17 protein-coding genes are annotated in these 16408 nt (G+C 67.1%); 8 read left to right on the top strand and 9 right to left on the bottom strand.

What is annotated here, in order from left to right:
* Nucleotides 1-31 precede the first annotated feature (31 nt).
* The 3 genes from FM111_RS05510 (at nucleotide 32) to FM111_RS05500 (ending at nucleotide 5456) form a co-directional block, all read left to right on the top strand.
* On the top strand, nucleotides 32-2986 hold the full coding sequence (locus tag FM111_RS05510) for a TonB-dependent receptor domain-containing protein (protein WP_087139787.1): 2955 nt from the start codon (nucleotides 32-34) through the stop codon (nucleotides 2984-2986).
* Nucleotides 2987-3073: 87 nt separating this feature from the next.
* Entirely contained in the window at nucleotides 3074-4867 is a 1794-nt protein-coding gene (locus FM111_RS05505) for a DUF885 domain-containing protein (RefSeq protein ID WP_087139785.1), read from the top strand.
* A gap of 115 nt (nucleotides 4868-4982) precedes the next feature.
* On the top strand, nucleotides 4983-5456 hold the full coding sequence (locus tag FM111_RS05500) for an Lrp/AsnC ligand binding domain-containing protein (RefSeq protein ID WP_003165692.1): 474 nt from the start codon (nucleotides 4983-4985) through the stop codon (nucleotides 5454-5456).
* A gap of 55 nt (nucleotides 5457-5511) precedes the next feature.
* On the opposite strand, the gene FM111_RS05495 is transcribed toward FM111_RS05500, so the two are convergent.
* The 4 genes from FM111_RS05495 to FM111_RS05480 form a co-directional block, all read right to left on the bottom strand.
* Nucleotides 5512-5775 carry a hypothetical protein gene (locus FM111_RS05495; RefSeq protein ID WP_087139783.1) on the bottom strand — a complete coding sequence of 88 codons (264 nt, stop codon included), beginning with the start codon at nucleotides 5773-5775 and terminating at the stop codon, nucleotides 5512-5514.
* Between the two features lie 78 nt (nucleotides 5776-5853).
* On the bottom strand, nucleotides 5854-6078 hold the full coding sequence (locus FM111_RS05490) for a YdcH family protein (protein ID WP_046653338.1): 225 nt from the start codon (nucleotides 6076-6078) through the stop codon (nucleotides 5854-5856).
* Between the two features lie 40 nt (nucleotides 6079-6118).
* Nucleotides 6119-6589: a TIGR02444 family protein gene (locus FM111_RS05485; RefSeq protein WP_087139781.1), complete on the bottom strand. Its 471-nt coding sequence runs from the start codon at nucleotides 6587-6589 to the stop codon at nucleotides 6119-6121.
* On the bottom strand, nucleotides 6586-7191 hold the full coding sequence (locus FM111_RS05480) for a UbiX family flavin prenyltransferase (RefSeq protein WP_087139866.1): 606 nt from the start codon (nucleotides 7189-7191) through the stop codon (nucleotides 6586-6588). Before FM111_RS05480 ends, FM111_RS05485 begins: the two co-directional genes overlap by 4 nt.
* Nucleotides 7192-7317: 126 nt before the next feature.
* Here FM111_RS05480 and FM111_RS05475 point away from each other — a divergent pair, with 126 nt between their 5' ends.
* On the top strand, nucleotides 7318-7491 hold the full coding sequence (locus FM111_RS05475; protein WP_087139864.1) for a YdcH family protein: 174 nt from the start codon (nucleotides 7318-7320) through the stop codon (nucleotides 7489-7491).
* 80 nt (nucleotides 7492-7571) lie between these two features.
* Here the strand turns inward: FM111_RS05475 and FM111_RS05470 are convergent, their stop codons facing one another.
* Entirely contained in the window at nucleotides 7572-8237 is a 666-nt protein-coding gene (locus FM111_RS05470; RefSeq protein WP_087139780.1) for a DUF1013 domain-containing protein, read from the bottom strand.
* A 215-nt stretch (nucleotides 8238-8452) separates the two neighbouring features.
* Here FM111_RS05470 and FM111_RS05465 point away from each other — a divergent pair, with 215 nt between their 5' ends.
* Complete coding sequence (locus FM111_RS05465) at nucleotides 8453-9115, top strand: beta/gamma crystallin-related protein (RefSeq protein WP_087139778.1); 663 nt, start codon at nucleotides 8453-8455, stop codon at nucleotides 9113-9115.
* A gap of 58 nt (nucleotides 9116-9173) precedes the next feature.
* Here FM111_RS05465 and FM111_RS05460 read toward each other — a convergent pair whose 3' ends face one another.
* The gene (locus tag FM111_RS05460) at nucleotides 9174-10157 is read right to left on the bottom strand and encodes an NAD(P)H-quinone oxidoreductase (protein WP_179205027.1); all 984 of its coding nucleotides are present in this window, start codon (nucleotides 10155-10157) and stop codon (nucleotides 9174-9176) included.
* 83 nt (nucleotides 10158-10240) lie between these two features.
* Here FM111_RS05460 and FM111_RS05455 point away from each other — a divergent pair, with 83 nt between their 5' ends.
* Together FM111_RS05455 and rcdA are read left to right on the top strand one after the other, a co-directional pair.
* Complete coding sequence (locus tag FM111_RS05455; protein WP_256968103.1) at nucleotides 10241-10444, top strand: DUF1192 domain-containing protein; 204 nt, start codon at nucleotides 10241-10243, stop codon at nucleotides 10442-10444.
* 207 nt (nucleotides 10445-10651) lie between these two features.
* Nucleotides 10652-11056, top strand: a complete 405-nt coding sequence (gene rcdA, locus FM111_RS05450) for a protease adaptor protein RcdA (RefSeq protein WP_373407957.1) — start codon at nucleotides 10652-10654, stop codon at nucleotides 11054-11056.
* A 146-nt stretch (nucleotides 11057-11202) separates the two neighbouring features.
* Here rcdA and FM111_RS05445 read toward each other — a convergent pair whose 3' ends face one another.
* Nucleotides 11203-12759 carry a L,D-transpeptidase family protein gene (locus FM111_RS05445; RefSeq protein WP_087139773.1) on the bottom strand — a complete coding sequence of 519 codons (1557 nt, stop codon included), beginning with the start codon at nucleotides 12757-12759 and terminating at the stop codon, nucleotides 11203-11205.
* 153 nt (nucleotides 12760-12912) lie between these two features.
* Entirely contained in the window at nucleotides 12913-13137 is a 225-nt protein-coding gene (gene rpmE / locus FM111_RS05440) for a 50S ribosomal protein L31 (protein WP_003168899.1), read from the bottom strand.
* Nucleotides 13138-13269: 132 nt separating this feature from the next.
* Between rpmE and FM111_RS05435 the strand changes: the two genes are divergently transcribed.
* Entirely contained in the window at nucleotides 13270-15114 is a 1845-nt protein-coding gene (locus tag FM111_RS05435; RefSeq protein WP_087139772.1) for an ABC transporter transmembrane domain-containing protein, read from the top strand.
* A 30-nt stretch (nucleotides 15115-15144) separates the two neighbouring features.
* Here the strand turns inward: FM111_RS05435 and FM111_RS05430 are convergent, their stop codons facing one another.
* Entirely contained in the window at nucleotides 15145-16185 is a 1041-nt protein-coding gene (locus FM111_RS05430; protein ID WP_087139770.1) for a glycerophosphodiester phosphodiesterase, read from the bottom strand.
* Between the last annotated feature and the right edge of the window lie 223 nt (nucleotides 16186-16408).

The raw sequence follows: 16408 nt of genomic DNA, 5'->3' as shown, positions 1-16408 counted from the left end.
GGGTTTCAGATCAAAAACGAGGGGTGATCGAATGAGACTGTCTGCGTACCTGAAGACCGGGACGATAATCGCCGGTCTGGCCGTTACGGCCGCCGCCGCCGCCCAGCCTGCCTGGGCTCAATCCGAAACGCCGCCGGCCGAGCCGGAAGCCAGCGCCGTCGCCGATATCGTGGTGACCGGTTCACGCATCCGGCGTCCGAACGTCGAGGCTGCGACGCCGGTCAACGTCGTCGACGCCCAGGAAATCGAGAACACCGGCGTCACCAACCTGATCGACGCCATGTCGCGCCAGCCGCAGGTCGGCCTGGGCTCCTCGGCGTCCAGCACGACCAACTCGGTCGCGGGGCAGGGTCTGGCCACGCTGAACCTGCGTAACCTGGGGGCCAGCCGCACCCTGGTTCTGGTCAATGGCCGCCGCCATGTCGCCGGCACGGCGGGCACCAGCGCGGTGGACGTGAACTCCATCTCGAAGACGACGATTGCGCGTATCGATACGGTGACGGGCGGCTCCTCGGCGGTCTACGGCGCGGACGCCGTGGCCGGGGTGGTCAACTTCATCACCAAGCAGGACTTCGACGGCATCGCCATCCAGACGCAGTATGGCTCGGCCGACGGCCCGAACACCTACTACGGCTCGGTCGCCGTGGGTCGAAACTTCAATGACGACCGGACCAACATCATGGGCGCGCTGACCTATGACAAGTCCGAGGGGCTGTTCCGCCACGAGCGCGACTACGCCATGAGCTCCCTGGCCGAGATCCCGAACCCGAACAAGAAGAGCGCCAACGACGGCCTGCCGTCCTTCATCATGGCGCGGGATGTCTACACCAACACCCAGAACGACTTCTTCACCCCGGTCATCGTCTCGCCGATCGGCCCCAACAAGGCCTTCGCCCTGACCTTCACGCCGGACGGCAAGCTGGTCCCGTTCGACCGCGGCCAGATCCTGTACGACGGCGCCGGGCGTGAGCAGAAGCTGTCGATCGGCGGCGACGGCTTCAAGCTGCGCGACGACATGCTGCGCACCCCGGTCGAGCGTTTCGGCGGCGAGCTGCAGCTGCGTCACCAGTTCCAACCCTCGGGCGACTTCATCAGCGAATTGAACCTGTTCGCTGAAGCCAAATATTTCCACATGGAAGCCAGCAGCCAGGCGCGGAACGGCACCTTCGCCGACAGTTCGCCGGGCATGTCTACGGGCAACGCCTATCGCATCCAGGCGGACAACGCCTTCCTGCCCGATGAACTGAAGACCATGCTGGCGCAGGCCAATATGACGTTCTTCGACATCAGCCGGATCGACACCGACATCGGCATCCGCACCACGGAAAGCGTCTACGACACCACGCGGTTCGTGACCGGGGTGGACGGCGCCTTCAGCAACGGCTGGCGGTTCGAGGCCTACGTCAACTACGGCCAGACGGAATCGGAGTTCACCAACTTCGACCGCTTGCAGAAGGAGTTCTATGAGTCGATCGACGCCTGGCGCGATCCGTCGACGAACCAGATCGTCTGTCGGAGCGCGGACGCGCGGGCGCGGGGCTGTCAGCCGCTGAACCTGTTCGGAGCCTATCTCGGCTCTCAGGAAGCGATCGACTACTCCTATATCTACACCACCCGCAACGACCGCATCCGTCAGTGGAACGCGGTGGCCAGCGTCAACGGCGAGCTGTTCTCCTATCCGTCGCTGTTCAGCGGCACCAGCCTGCCGGTCGCCTTCGCGGCGGGCGTGGAATGGCGCAAGGAACAGAGCACCTCCGTGCCGGACATCCGTTCGCAGAAGGCGCTGATCTTCCAGAACACCCAGGCGAGAACCGAGGGCGCCTATGAGTCCAAGGAAATCTTCGGCGAGGTGAATCTGCCGTTGCTGGCCGACGTGCCCTTCATCCAGTACCTGGACCTGACGGCGGCCTATCGCTTCCAGGATTACACCACCACGGGCGGCGACAGCAGCTATGGCCTGGGCATGGAGTGGACGGTTGATCGCAACATCCGTTTCCGCGCCAACTACGCCAAAGCGGTACGCGCGCCGAACATCAGCGAACTGTTCGACGGCGGCAGCGAAGGGTTCGCCCTGTTCGACGATCCCTGCGACGCGACGCGGTTGAACCTGGGCAACTATCCCGCCAACCGTAAGGCGAACTGCGCGGCCTTGGGCCTGTCGCCGGAGTTCACCCAGTCGATCGCGACCAAGCCGTCCGTCAGCAAGGGCAACCCGGACCTGAACCCGGAAGAAGGCGAAACCCTGACCCTGGGCGTCGTCCTGACGCCGACCTTCCTGCCGGGTCTGGCGGTCACCATCGACCACTACGACATCAAGATCAGCGACGTCATCGCCTCCTTCGGCGCACGCACGATCATCAACAACTGCGTCGACAGCCCGACTCTGACCAATCCGTTCTGCGGCAACGTCATGCGCGGCGCGGACGGCAACATCAGCCGGGTGATCAACCAGGTGATGAACGTCGCCGAATACTCCAACTCGGGTTGGGATGTGACGGCGTCGTACCGCACGGACCTGGAAGCCTTGGGCCTGCCGCCCTACGGCTCCCTGTCGTTCAACGTGGCGGCGGGCTTCCTGGACGAGCTGACCTATGATCCGGTGCCGGGCGACGCCAGCGTGCGCGACGAACAGGCCGGCGAGGCGCCCAATCCCAAGCGCCGCGTCAACTTCCGCGTGTCGTGGGACTACGACAAGCTGTCGCTGTCCTACGCCAACCGCTACCTGAGCAGCGTCGTGCGCAGCAATCAGGACTCGGTCGGCTCGTATGAAGTGTGGAAGGCTCCGTCGTGGCTGACCCACGACCTGCGCGCCGAGTATCGGTTCGATCGCTTCTCTGTCTTCGGCGGGGTGAACAACTTCACCGATGAGGCGCCGCCGCAGACGCCGTTCACCTGGACTGGAACGTCGTTATATAACGGCTTCAACGCCAGCATCTATAATAACCTTGGTCGTTACGTGTACATTGGCGTGAACGCCCAGTTCTAATCCAGAATGGGAAGCCGTCCGGTCTCGGGCGGCTTCTCACCTTGGAGACGCTCTAGGGCGTCTGACTTTATTTTGGGGGAAGAGACGATGAAGACCCTGACCGCATACAGCGCTATCGCAGCCGCCGTCGGCCTGATGGCCTTCACCGCCGCCCCGGCGCCGGCCCTTGCCCTTGCCGCGAGCGCCGTCTCGACCGCTGCGCCTTCGGCGCTGGATGCTCAGTTCGAGGCCATCGCCGCTGAGGAGTGGGCCTGGCGCCAGAAGGAGATGCCGGGTCGCAACGCCAAGCCCAGCACCCTGCCGGATGTCAGCGCCGCCACCCAGCAGCGTCGTCTGGAATACTGGACCGCCATCCAGCGTCGTCTCGAAGCCATTTCGCCCGAGCAGCTGTCGCCGAACCAGCACACCAACTACGCGGTCTACAAGCATCAGATCGACAACTTCGTCGATGACGGTCGTCACCGCCTGTATGAGATGCCGTTCAACTCGGACAGCGCCTTCTGGTCGTCGCTGACGGGCATGGGCAATGCCACCTTCACCTCGGTCGAGGACTATGAGCGCTACCTGTCCCAGATGCGGGACGTGCCGCGCTATTTCGATCAGCAGATCACCAATATGCGCGCCGGTCTGGCGCGCGGCTTCACCCAGCCCAAGGCCTCGCTGGTCGGGCGGGACGTGTCGATCCTGGCGGTGACGGAACCGACGGACGTCACCCAGAATCCCTTCTATAAGCCCTTCCTGACCATGCCGGCGAACATGGCGGAGGCGGACAAGCAACGCCTGCGCGCCGCCGCCGTGCAGACGATCCAGCAGCAGGTCGTGCCCGCGCATCAGACTTTGCTGGGTTTCATCCGCAACGAATACATGCCGCGCGCGCGCGACACCCTGGGCGCCAACCGCCTGCCGGACGGCGACGACTTCTATCAGACGCAGATTCGCCAATACACCAGCGTCAACCTGACCCCGGACCAGATCCACGCCATCGGCCGCAGCGAGGTCGCGCGCATCCGCGCCGAGATGGAAACGGTGATGCGCAGCACCGGCTGGACCGGCACCTTCGCCGAGTTCCTCCACTTCCTGAAGACCGACCCGCAGTTCCACTATGAAAAGCCCGAGCACCTGCTGTGGCACGGCGCCTGGGTCATCAAGAAGGTCGACGGCAAGATCGGTCAGTATTTCAATCTGAAGCCCCGCGACACCTTCAGCCTGATCCCCGTGCCGGACGCGATCGCCCCCTTCTATACGGCCGGACGGGGCGGCAACGGCGTCTGCCTGCTGAACACCTACGATCTGCCGTCGCGGCCGCGCTACAACATCCCGGCGCTGACGGTGCACGAGTGCAACCCCGGTCACGCCTGGCAGGGCAATCTGCGTCGCGAGCATGAGCCCATGCCCGACTATCGCGCCCAGACCTACATCTCGGCTTTCGGCGAGGGTTGGGCCCTCTACACCGAGAAGCTGGCCGTCGAGATGGGCATCTATGAAGACGCCTATGAGGACTTCGGCCGCCTGACCTATGAGATGTGGCGCGCGGCGCGCCTGGTCATCGACACGGGCGTGCACTCGCAGGGCTGGACGCGCGAGCAGGCGGTGGCCTTCCTGAGCGAGAACACCGCCCTGTCGGACCATGAGGTCGGCACCGAGATCGACCGCTACATCACCTGGCCGGGACAGGCCCTGTCCTACAAGCTGGGCGAGATCGAGATCGTGCGCCTGCGCCGTCTGGCCGAGGCTGAGCTGGGGGCCGATTTCGACATCAAGGCCTTCCACGATCACCTGCTGGCCATCGGCGTGGCCACCATTCCGGCCATGACCGCCGAGATGGAAGCCTTCATCGCTCAGAGCAAGCAAGCCGCAGCGGCGAAGCGATCGGGGCAGTAGTCTACATCGGGTCGACGTCGGAGGGCGTCGGTCTTCCGTCGCTGACAGACGCGTTGCAGATCGCCTGCGGCTTTGTCAGTGTCGGGAATCTGTAAAGCGTAAAGGGGGAGAGCGCATGAGCGCTGGGGAATACAAGCTGGACGACGCCGACCGCCGCATCCTGAGGGTGCTGCAGCAGGACGGGCGGATCACCAATCAGGATCTGGCGGCCGCCTGCAACATGTCGGCGTCATCCTGTTTCGAGCGGGTGCGGCGGCTGCGTGAGCGAGGGGTCATCACCGGCTACACCGCCCTGATCGATCCGAAGTTCGCCGAGCGCGAACTGCTGATCTTCATCGAGGTGCTGCTGGACCGCACGACCTCGGACATCTTCGACCAGTTCGCCGAGCGCATCCGCCGCTCGCCCGAGGTGTTGGAGTGCCACATGGTGGCGGGGGGCTTCGACTATCTGGTCAAGGTGCGGATGAAGGACATGGCGGCCTACCGCATCTTCCTGGCCGACACCCTGATCGTCATGCCGGGCGTGCGCGAGACCCGCACCTATGCGGTGATGGAAGAGGTCAAGGACACCTCGGTCCTGCCGCTGTAAGCGAGAGTTTGCGGAGGCGGCTTGTGAGCTCGCCTCCGCGCCTCAGCAGCAAGTTTTACCAGTAGCCGCCGGGGCAGCTGCCGACCGCCTCTAGCGTGTAGTAGGGCGAGGTGGTCCCGTGAACCGGCGCCGCGACGACACGGCCGTTCGAGCAACGGTCGATATACCAGCCCACCTCAACCGTCAGTGTGGCGTCGCTGTAGAAGGTGCGATGGTACATGATGCCGGGGGACTGCGCCCCAGCTCCGACGGACAGCAATGACGACGCCGCAACGGCGGACGCCAGAAGCACGGCATTACGAATCTTACGCATACGCATCAGTTCTCTCCTGCCAGTGAGTGACGGTGTCATCGTCCCTCGCTAACGGTCGAAGAGTCAATGACCGTTGTTATGCGACTAGGCGATGATGTCGGGCAGGATTTGATCTTGCAGCTTCACGATGTCGTCGCGCAGGGCCAGTTTCTTGCGCTTCAGGCGGGCGATCATGAGCTGGTCGGGCGCGGGCAGCAGCGCCAGGGCTTCGATGGAGGCGTCCAGGTCCGCGTGCTCCTGCAACAGCAGGGAGAGCTGCGCGCGCAGCTCCTTGTCTTCTTCGGACAGGTAAGGTTCGTCGTCGTTCATCGTCAGACCCCGCAGCGATGACCTTATAGCCGAGCTGGCGTCATGCCGGAAGCAGGTCGGCCAGGGTTCGCAGCGCTGGGCGCGGCACCACGCGGTCCCACAGGCGGGCGGCGGCGGCCATGGCGTCGATGGGCGGCTGCGGCGTCCCGGCCGGAGCGGGGGAGAGAGCCTGCAGGGCTTCCAGCAGATGGCGCTCTGCGGCCAGTTCGGCGGCTTTTACCTGTTCGCGCACGGCCAGGCGGGCATCGGTCTCAAGGTCCGGCACGGGCGTCTTCAGCGTGCGGCGCACCGCGCGCAGGGGGGCGATGGTGGTGGTCTGCCAGGCGCGCGCGGTGTCGCAGGCGGCCTCGATCGTCTCTTCGTCGGGGCGGCGGCCGGTGACGGCGGTCCAGGCGGCCCAGAGCAGCAGGGGGACGTTCTGCTCGTGATAATCCTGAAGCGACAGGCAGGCGTCGGCGACGTCAGGCGCGGCATAGGCGGCGCAGGCCCAGGTCCACAGATCGTCGCTCATGCCTCTGTTCCGCCCTTCAGCCCTTCCCAGCGGCGTACGGCGGACCAGTCCAGGCCGAACACGTCCAGCGCCCGTCCGACCGACTGGTCGATCATCTGCTCCAGGCTGTCAGGCCGGGCGTAGAAGGCGGGCAGGGGCGGAGCGATGACGGCGCCCACCTCGGCCAGGGCCGTCATGGTGCGCAGGTGGCCCAGATGCAGCGGCGTCTCGCGCACCATCAGCACCAGGGGGCGGCGCTCCTTCAGCGTCACGTCGGCGGCGCGGGTCAGAAGGGTCGAGGTCACGCCGGTGGCGATCTCGCTCATCGTGCGTACCGAACAGGGAGCGACGATCATGCCCAGGGTGCGGAAGGAGCCGGAGGAGATGGTGGCCCCGACATCGTTCAGCCGATGGACCACATCCGCCTTGGCCGTCAGCGCGTCGGGGCTGAGGTCCGTCTCCTGCGACAAAGTGAGCAGGGCCGCGCGGGTGACGACCAGATGGCTCTCAACCCCCAGTTCGCGCAGGGCGTCGAGTACGCGCGCGCCATAGACGACGCCCGAAGCGCCAGAGATTCCAACGACTAGCCGAGAGGGCGCCGGCGCCCGAACGGTCGAGTTCACAACATCGGCCAAATTCGCCTCCAACCTGTCCGTGTCCGGAGCGGCGGGGGTCACTGCAATGTGATTCCACACCCCGCCGAACCGGGCGCTCAGTGTAGTGGTCCCTTAGACATGGAGGCGCAAGCCATGACCATCGAGGCTCGTATTCGCGAACTGGGTAATCGGCATCGGTCGCTGGATGACACTATCCAGCAGGAGATGCGACGCCCCACCGCGGACCCGACACACCTCAGGGAGCTGAAGCAGCGAAAACTGCGACTTAAGGAAGAAATCAACAGTCTGGAAGCCCGAGCCCACTAGCGGGCTTCCCATCTGAAATGACGACGGCCCCGGAAGATCGCTCTTCCGGGGCCGTTTTGTCTCTAGTCCGCCGACTGGGATCAGTCGCGCGAGCCGAACACCGACTCGGCCGTGGGTTCGGCGCCCAGGCCGTACTCTTCCTCGGGCTCTTCCACGACGACTTCCGGCTCGGCCTCGGGCTCGATGGGTTGCAGGACGCCGTTCTTGGCGTCGTCCTTGGCCTTCTTGTCGGCGGCCTTGCGCACCACTTCGTCCAGCTGCAGCTGGCCGGTCAGGCCCAGCGTCACCGGGTCGACGGGCTTGATGTTGGCCGAGTTCCAGTGGGTGCGGTTACGCACGCTCTCGATGGTGGCCTTGGTGGTGCCCAGCAGCTTGGCGATCTGGGCGTCGGTCACTTCCGGGTGGTTGCGGACGAACCACATGATGGCGTCCGGACGGTCCTGACGACGCGAGACCGGCGTGTATTTCGGACCCGACTTGGCGGGCTTCAGCAGTTCGGCGTGGCGGCTGACCACGGCCTTCATGCGGTAGTTTTCGTCGTTCTGGGCCTTGTCCAGTTCTTCGCGGGTCAGCTGGCCGTTGACGATGGGATCGGCGCCGCGGATGTCGCGGGCCACGTCGCCGTCGGCGATGCCGCGCACCTCAAGCGGGTGCAGGCCGCAGAAGGCGGCGATCTGCTCGAACGAGAGCGAGGTGTTGTCCACCAGCCAGACCGCGGTGGCCTTGGGCATCAGGATGTCGGTCATGGGCATGGATCCCGGCGGTTGCGGCCCGAAAAACGGGCGTTTGAATCGACGGCGCCCGACCTTTTCGGCCGGGCGCGAGGAGGTCTTTATAGGCGATCTTGGCCGAAATGAAAACGTCGTCTGTCGTCTTCATACAGCGAAGGTTCATCTGTCGTGATGAACATTGGGGGCCAGGACGCGTTGTGCGCCGAGAGAACCACGAAGGAGACCGTGTCATGAAGAAGTTCGTGATTGCAGCAGCGGGTTTGGCCATGACGGCTGGCGGCTTTTCCGTCGTCAGTGTGAGCACGGCGGAGGCGCAGGTGATGCAGCGTGGCGCGCCGCGCGGGTCGTATGCGCAGAGCTGCAGCGGGTCGTATGTGAATCAGGGGCGCCTCTATGCCGATTGCCGCGACATGCGGGGCAACATGCGCGAAACCTCGATTGAACTGGCGCGCTGCTCCAGCGAGGAAATCGTCAACCGCGACGGGCGCCTGGTCTGCGGCCGCTTCCAGGGCGACTTCGAGAACGGCGGTCGTCCCGGTCGTCCGGGCGGCGGCTGGGATGACGGTCGTCCGGGCCGTCCCGGCGGCGGTTGGGACGACGGCCGCCCCGGAAACGGGGGCTGGGGTCAGTCTTCGATCACCGTTTATCGCGACGCCGATTACCGCGGTCAGTCGATGAGCTTCCGTAGCGAGGTGCCGAACCTGCGCAACGTCGGCATGAACGACGCGATCAGCTCGATCCGTCTGTCGCGCGGGACCTGGGAAGTCTGCGAAGACGCCAACTATCGCGGCCGTTGCGAAATCGTGCGCGGCGATATGCGGAACCTGGCCAGCACGGGCATGAACGACCGGATCTCGTCCCTGCGCCCGGCGCGCAGCGGCGGTCGCTGGTAAAATACCGGCCTGTTCGAAAGGCGAGGGCGGGGGGCTGCGGCTTCCCGCCCTTTATCTTTTAGGGCAGCAGCACGACCTTGCCGACGTGGGCGCCCGCTTCCAGATGGGCGTGGGCGGCGGCGGCTTCGGCCAGGGGAAAGGTCGCTTCGACCCGGGCCTTCACGGCGCCGGACGCGACCCAGGGCCAGACCGTCGCCTCGACCGCGGCGGCCAGACGGGCCTTTTCGTCGGCCGGGCGGCTGCGCAGGGTCGAACCGGTCAGCACGATCCGCTTCAGCATGATCCGCATCAGGTCGACCTCGGCCTTGGCGCCGGTCAGGGTCGCGATCACCACCCAGCGTCCGCCGGCCTTTAGGGCGTTGAGATTCAGGTCGGCATAGGCGGCGCCCACCATGTCCAGCACCACGTCCGCGCCGCCCGCCTCCTGGATGGCGGCGGCCAGGTCGTCCTGGGTGGCGTCCAGACTGACGTCGGCGCCCAGGGCGCGGGCGGCGTCCGCCTTGGCGGCGCCGCGCGAGGTGGCGATGACGCGAGCGCCCGCCGCCTTGGCCATCTGGACGGCCATGACGCCGATGCCGCTGGTGGCGCCGTGGATCAGCAACGTCTCGCCGGCCTTCAGTCCGCCGCCCTCGAAGACGTTGGCGAAGACGGTGAAGGCGGTCTCGGGCAGGGCGGCGGCCTGGATGAAGTCGAGGCCGTCGGGGATCGGCAGGGCGTGGCGGGCGTCGACCACGGCGTATTCGGCGTAACCGCCGCCGCCCAGCAGGGCGCAGACCCGATCGCCGACCGCCCAGCGCGTCACGCCCTCGCCCAGGGCGTCGACCTCGCCGGCGACCTCAAGCCCCAGGATGTCCGAGGCGCCCGGCGGGGGCGGATAGCGGCCTTCGCGCTGGACGATGTCGGGGCGATTCACGCCCGCTGCACGCACGCGGATGCGGACCTCGCCAGGACCAGGCGCGGGCAGGGGGCGCGTCTTCAGGCGCAGGGCGTCGGCGGGGCCGCGTCCGTTTTCGATCTCTATGGCCTTCATGGCGGCGGACATGGCGGCGGCTCCCTTGGCTTGCATTCCGGTTCAATGCGGCGTTCACATAGGAGGTCATGCTCGGAATGGCCAAGGAGGCGAGGATGAGTTTCGAAGACTTGGAGCCCCGGCCGCAGCGCGGCGAGGCCATTTCCGCCCTGGGACGCGAAGACCTGGACCTCTACGCCGTGGACGAACTGCAGGAGCGGATCGCCGCCCTGGAGGCCGAGATCGCTCGGTCCCGAGCGGCGATAGACGGCAAGTCCTCGCAGCGCAGCGCCGCCGACGCGCTGTTCAACTTCCGCTGAGAGCGGACGGTTGGGGACGGTTTCGACGGCCCTCTCCCGCAGAATCAGCTTCCGTGGCATGACGATTGCACCCAGCGGATGCATGAGATGCATGGATAGACGCCCGTGACAGCCATCGAAGCCGATCTGACCCCGGCGCGCCTCGCCAGCGCCGAAGTGCTGGACTTCGCACGCTCGGAGCTGTTCGAGCGCACCTTCCGCGAAGGCATGGAGTTGGTCGAGGAGACCGCCGCCTATCTGGACGGCGACGGGCGGCAGGACTCCCGCCTGCTGTCGCGCGCGGCGGCCCTGTCCTATGCGGGCGAGAGCATGAAGCTGACCACGCGGTTGATGCAGATCGCGTCCTGGCTGCTGGTGCAGCGCGCCGTGCGCGAGCAGGACATGAGCGCCGAGGCGGCGGGCGACCCCCGCTATCGTCTGGCCGACCGCCGCATCGAGACGGAGCCGCGTCGCGGCGATCTGCCGATCGCCCTGATCGAATACGCCGTGCGGGCGGAAAAACTCTACGATCGCGTCCTGCATCTGGACCGCCAGATGTACGTCGAACCGGCGACGGCGCCGGCCAATCCCGTCCTGAACCAGATGGACCTGCTGCGCGCGGCTTTCGGCTGAGGTTCACCTCCCCATTTCATGGGGAGGTGGATCGGACGCGATAGCCGACGAAACGGAGGGGCCGCAGGGTTCCGCTGTCCCAGCACCTCCACCGCTACGCGGTCCCCCTCCCCGCGCAGTGGGGAGGAAAGCTGAGCGCGTGCGTCTTACGGCGTCACTTCATCCGGATCGATCGGCGCGTCGGCGATGACCTGGGGCAGGTTGACGGCGATGCCCAGGGCGTCGGCCAGCTTGGCGTCGCGCTTGTAGACGTCCTCGCGGAAGGCGACGCGGCCCTGACCGTCGACGAAGGCGGTCCAGTACAGCAGGCGCACGCCGATGTTCCGGCCGGTGGTCACGCGCTTGGTCTCGCCGCTGGCCTGGGCCGCGTCGAACAGGGCCAGACGCTCGGGATCGGGCGACAGCAGCAGGCGGGCGAAGCCGATGGCGTCCTGCACCCGCACGCAGCCGTGGCTGCGCTGGCGCACCGACAGGTTGAAGGCGCCCCGCGCCGGGGTGTCGTGCAGGAAGATGGCGTAGCTGTCCTGCAGCTCGAACTTCACATTGCCCAGCGACGACTTCGGACCGGCGCGCTGCACCACCCAGCCGTCGGCGTTGACGTACATGTCGTTGGCGGCGAGGTAGCCGGGGCCCTTCGGCAGGATTTCGCGCCGGGCGATGCCCATGGGCACGGTCCACGGCGGATTGGCCACGACCGAAGCGAAGGGCTTTTCAAGGCTGGGGGTCTGGTTGGCGGCGGTGCCGACGACCACGCGGTTGGAGTGAACCGGCTTGCCGTCCTTCCAGTAGACCATGATGGCGGCGGCGGTGTTGACCTCGATCCGCTCGGGATTCAGGTCGCGCTTCAGCCAGCGACGGCGTTCCAGGTTCAGGGCGATCTGGCGGGCGCGATCTTCGGCTGTGGCGGTCAGCGAGCGCTGGGTGGCGCCGCCGATGCGGCCGTCGGAACCCAGGCCGTGGCGGGTCTGGAAGCTGCGGACCGCCTGCTGAAGTTCAGGGCCATAGGCCAGGTTGCCCTTCAGGCGTTCGGCGGCGGCGGCGCTCAGGTCGCCCTCAGCGGCCAGGCGGGCGGTCAGGGCCGGGATACGCGGGTCGCTGGTCCCCGGCTCGATGGTGCCGCCGATACGGAAGGCGGGCCAGCCGCCCTGGCGGGCGATGCGGCGATAGCGGGCGTAGCCGGCCGACAGATTGGTGTAGCCCAGGTCCGTCGGGGGCAGGGCGTCGAACCACTGGCTCAGCTTGTTGGCGGCCACGGCGTCGACCAGGCCGCGCGGCAGGTCGGCGCTGTTCTTCTGCATCTCCCACAGCTCTTCGACCGTTTCGGGCCGGACGCGGCCTTCAGCCAGGACTTTGGCGTAGGCCAGGGCGGCGGCGGTGGTGCGGATCTCGGCCGTTTCGCGGTCGGCGGCCAGGCCCACGAAGTCGAAGAAGTCCCCGGCGGGCAAACCATGACGTTCGGCGCCGGCGGCGACCTCCTGCAGCACGCGCAGGCGGTCGGCGGTCCAGATCGGCTTGCCCTGGGTCAGTTGATAGACGGCGCGGACATCAGCCTGCTGGGTCGCGGGCAGGCGACCGGCCTGGGCGTCGAAGCCGGCGATGAAGATTTGAGGGTCCGTGGTGCGCGTCTGGGCCAGCGCCCCGTTCGCGGCTGCCAGCGTCAGGCTCGTCGTGGCGACGCCAAGGCCCAATTCCCGTCGGTTCATCGTCTGTAACTCTTGTGGTCCGATATCGGCCCGGACCCAGCGTCCACGCCCCGAGTAATCGAACGCGCCCATGTTAACGGTGTTCCGGGCAACAAAAAAGCGCCGGTCCAGGGACCGGCGCTTTTGTGGCGAACTTGTCGCACCAAGCGTGGCTTACTTCTTGATGAAGCCGCCGAACTTGTTGTTGAAGCGCGAGACGCGGCCGCCGCGGTCCATCAGGTGCTGGTTGCCGCCGGTCCAGGCCGGGTGAGACGTCGGGTCGATGTCCAGGTTCAGCGTGGCGCCTTCCTTACCGTAGGTCGAACGGGTCTGGTAGGTGGTGCCGTCGGTCATCACAACAGTGATGAAGTGGTAGTCGGGGTGCGTGTCCGCTTTCATCGATCTTGTCCGTCTCTGCGCGACGACGATGCCGACCGTCACTGCGCGTAATTAGAGAATCCCGCCACAGAGCGCGACGGGAGCGAGGGGCGGCGTTTACACCGGGGTGCGATCCGGGGCAAGAGCGCGACCATGACCCAAGCTGAACCTCAACGTCACGCCCAGCCGACCGGCCGCCCCGGCGCCGGAGCTGTCCTGGCCGAACAGATGGACGAGGCGGGCGGCAAGCGCGCCAAGAGCCGCAACATCCGCCCTCTGGGACGGCTGCTGCCCTTCCTGGGGCGTCACAAGATGGACGCGGCCATCGCGACGGTGTGGCTGATAGGCTCGACGGTCGCTTCTCTGGCGCTGACGGCGACGGCGCGCGGCGCCATCGACCAGGGCTTCGAGAACGGCGGCGCCAATATCGACAAGTGGTTCCTGATCCTGGGTCTCAACGCCGTGATCCTGGGGCTGGCGACGGCGCTGCGCTATTTCTACGTCACCAAGACGGGCGAGCGGATGATCGCCGACCTGCGCACGGCGCTGTTCCAGCGCATCCTGACGCTGGACCCGGTCTTCTTCGCCCATATGCGGACGGGCGAGGTGCTGTCGCGCCTGACGACGGACATCCAGTTGGTCGACACCCTGCTGACCACCTCGGTCAGCTATGCGCTGAGGAACTTCCTGACGCTGATCGGCGGGGTGATCCTGCTGTTCTTCGTCAGCCCCAAGCTGACGGGCTTCGTCCTGCTGATCGTGCCGGTGCTGATCGTGCCGCTGTTCCTGTTCGGCCGCGTGGTGCGCCGCCTGACGGTGCAGTCGCAGGATACCTTCGCCGGGGCCGTGGGCTTTGCGGGAGAAAGCGTCGACGCCATCGAGACGGTTCAGGCCTTCGGCCGCGAAAAGAGCGCCATCGGCCGCTTCGGCGCGGCGGTGGAGGAGGCGTTCGGCGTCTCCCTGAAGCGGATGCGGGCGCGCGGCGTGATGACCGCCATGATCATTATGGTGATGTTCGGCGGCGTGACGCTGGTGCTGTGGCTGGGCGCGCAGGACGTGATCGCCGGGACCATGACGCCGGGCGCCTTGTTGCAGTTTGTCCTGCTGTCGGTGTTCGCGGCGGGCGCTGTCGGGGCTTTGGGCGAAAGCTGGGGCGACGTGCAGAAGGCGGCGGGCGCCATGGAGCGGATCGACGAGCTGATGCGGGCGACCCCCGCCATCGCGCCGCCCGCCAGTCCGGTCGCCCTGCCTCAGCCGCCGCGCGGCGAGGTGTCGATGTCGGCGGTGGACTTCGCCTATCCGGGCCGTCCTGATCTGCCCGCGCTGAAGGGCTTCAGCCTGACCGTGCGGCCGGGCGAGACGGTGGCTCTGGTCGGGCCGTCGGGGGCGGGCAAGTCGACGGTCTTCCGCTTGCTGCTGCGCTTCTATGATCCGCAGTCGGGCCTGGTGTCGGTGGACGGCGTGGACGTGCGCGCGGCCGATCCGGTCGATGTGCGCAACCGCTTCGCCTGGGTGTCGCAGGAGGCGCCGCTGTTCTCGGGCTCGGCGCTGGAGAACATCCGTTTCGGCCGCGAGGCCGCCACGCTGGACGAAGCCCGCGCCGTCGCCGCTGAGGCTCAGGCGCTGGGCTTCATCGACGCCCTGCCGGAAGGCTTCGACACGCCTCTAGGCGAGCGCGGCAAGAGCCTGTCGGGCGGCCAGCGCCAGCGCCTGGCTATCGCGCGAGCGCTGGTGCGCGAGGCGCCGATCTTGCTGCTGGACGAGGCGACCAGCGCGCTGGACGCCGAGAACGAACGGCTGGTGCAGGCCGCGCTGGATCAGGCGATGGAGGCGCGCACCACCCTGGTCATCGCCCACCGGCTGGCGACCGTGCTGCGCGCCGACCGTATCGTGGTGATGGACGGCGGCCAGGTGGTCGAGGAAGGCACCCACGCCGAGCTGACGGCCAAGGGCGGGCTTTATGCGCGTCTGGCGAAGCTTCAGTTCCAGGGGACGTAAAGAGCGAGCCCTCTCCCGGCGGGAGAGGGGCTAGCGCGCCTTCACGGCGGCGGCGGGGAAGTCGCTGAACACGGCGTCGACGCCCAGCGCGTAGATCGCCTTCAGCCAGCCCGTCAGGTCGCCGTGGTCGGCGGGCGCATCCCCCACGCGATATTGCGCGGGCAGGAACAGGTTCTCGGCCCGGAAGGTCCAAACCACGACCTTCAGGCCCGCCGTATGAGCGTCGACCGTCAGGCTTGAGGCGTCCAGTGCGCGGCCCGTATCGTCGCGCGGAACGACCATCAGATCCTGCACGCCGACGGCGTCGGCGTAGCGGGCGATCTCGGCCAGGCCCTGCGGCGTCGCCATCTCGGCGTAGGTCAGGTCCGGCCGGTCGGCGGGGCCGCCGCCCGCCTGCATCAGTTGCAGCAGGGGCGCATCAATGCGCGCCTTCAACCGTTCCAGCGTCCCGACCTCGAAGCACTGGATCAGGATGGGGGCGTCGGCGGCGGTCAGGCCGTGGCGCTCCAGCGCCGCGATGAAGATATCTTCCATCGGCAGGTTCAGGGCGGCGAAGTGGGACGGGTGCTTCAGTTCGGGCGCGACGCCGATGACGCGGCCGGTGCGGGCGCCGGCGTCGCGGGCGATGGCGACGACCTCGTCAAAGGTCAGGATCGGCTCCTGGCCGTCGGAGGCGGCCGAGGCGGGACGCAGGGCGGGCAGCCGTTCGCGGGCGCGCAGGGTCTTCAGCTCGGCCAGGGTGAAGTCTTCGGTGAACCAGCCGGTGATGGGAACGCCGTCCATGTTGCGGGTGGTGCGGCGCGTGGCGAATTCGGGACGGTCGGCGACATCGGTGGTCTCGCCGATCTCGTTCTCATGGCGCACGACCAGATGGCCGTCGCGGGTCATGACCAGATCCGGCTCGATGAAGTCCGCGCCCTGGTCGACGGCCAGCGCATAGGCGGCGCGGGTGTGTTCGGGCCGCTCGCCGGATGCGCCCCGATGGGCGATGACGATTGGTTTGGCAGGGGAAGCGGACATGGCCGGTTGGCTCGACGACAGGAGGACGGCGGTCAGGATGGCGGCGATCATGCGCGGAGGGTAGGGGGTGCACGTGACAGGCGCGTGATTTCTCCCTCCCCTTCATGGGGAGGGTGGTCGTCGCGCAGCGACGAGCAGGTGGGGTGGGCGGATATGACAGGTGGGGGCGGCGCCACGTCAGCGGCGCCGCCCCCACCCGGCCTTGCCCTTCGGGCTCAGCCACCCTCCCCATGAAGGGGAGGGAGAATTCTATCTTACGCCTCGCGCAGGATCT

Source organism: Brevundimonas diminuta 3F5N (assembly GCF_900163625.1).
GTDB classification, from domain to species: Bacteria; Pseudomonadota; Alphaproteobacteria; order Caulobacterales; family Caulobacteraceae; genus Brevundimonas; species Brevundimonas diminuta_A.
The sequence above is the reverse complement of the archived record's forward strand: the minus strand, read 5'-3'. Positions and strand labels throughout refer to the sequence as shown.

Bases quoted from the DNA above. Each gene is read 5' to 3' on its own strand.
- FM111_RS05510 (WP_087139787.1), top strand. From the start codon at position 32: ATGAGACTGTCTGCGTACCTGAAGACCGGGACGATAATCGCCGGTCTG.
- FM111_RS05505 (WP_087139785.1), top strand. From the start codon at position 3,074: ATGAAGACCCTGACCGCATACAGCGCTATCGCAGCCGCCGTCGGCCTG.
- FM111_RS05500 (WP_003165692.1), top strand. From the start codon at position 4,983: ATGAGCGCTGGGGAATACAAGCTGGACGACGCCGACCGCCGCATCCTG.
- FM111_RS05495 (WP_087139783.1), bottom strand. From the start codon at position 5,775: ATGCGTATGCGTAAGATTCGTAATGCCGTGCTTCTGGCGTCCGCCGTT.
- FM111_RS05490 (WP_046653338.1), bottom strand. From the start codon at position 6,078: ATGAACGACGACGAACCTTACCTGTCCGAAGAAGACAAGGAGCTGCGC.
- FM111_RS05485 (WP_087139781.1), bottom strand. From the start codon at position 6,589: ATGAGCGACGATCTGTGGACCTGGGCCTGCGCCGCCTATGCCGCGCCT.
- FM111_RS05475 (WP_087139864.1), top strand. From the start codon at position 7,318: ATGACCATCGAGGCTCGTATTCGCGAACTGGGTAATCGGCATCGGTCG.
- FM111_RS05470 (WP_087139780.1), bottom strand. From the start codon at position 8,237: ATGACCGACATCCTGATGCCCAAGGCCACCGCGGTCTGGCTGGTGGAC.
- FM111_RS05465 (WP_087139778.1), top strand. From the start codon at position 8,453: ATGAAGAAGTTCGTGATTGCAGCAGCGGGTTTGGCCATGACGGCTGGC.
- FM111_RS05460 (WP_179205027.1), bottom strand. From the start codon at position 10,157: ATGTCCGCCGCCATGAAGGCCATAGAGATCGAAAACGGACGCGGCCCC.
- FM111_RS05455 (WP_256968103.1), top strand. From the start codon at position 10,241: ATGAGTTTCGAAGACTTGGAGCCCCGGCCGCAGCGCGGCGAGGCCATT.
- rcdA (WP_373407957.1), top strand. From the start codon at position 10,652: ATGGAGTTGGTCGAGGAGACCGCCGCCTATCTGGACGGCGACGGGCGG.
- FM111_RS05445 (WP_087139773.1), bottom strand. From the start codon at position 12,759: ATGAACCGACGGGAATTGGGCCTTGGCGTCGCCACGACGAGCCTGACG.
- rpmE (WP_003168899.1), bottom strand. From the start codon at position 13,137: ATGAAAGCGGACACGCACCCCGACTACCACTTCATCACTGTTGTGATG.
- FM111_RS05435 (WP_087139772.1), top strand. From the start codon at position 13,270: ATGACCCAAGCTGAACCTCAACGTCACGCCCAGCCGACCGGCCGCCCC.
- FM111_RS05430 (WP_087139770.1), bottom strand. From the start codon at position 16,185: ATGATCGCCGCCATCCTGACCGCCGTCCTCCTGTCGTCGAGCCAACCG.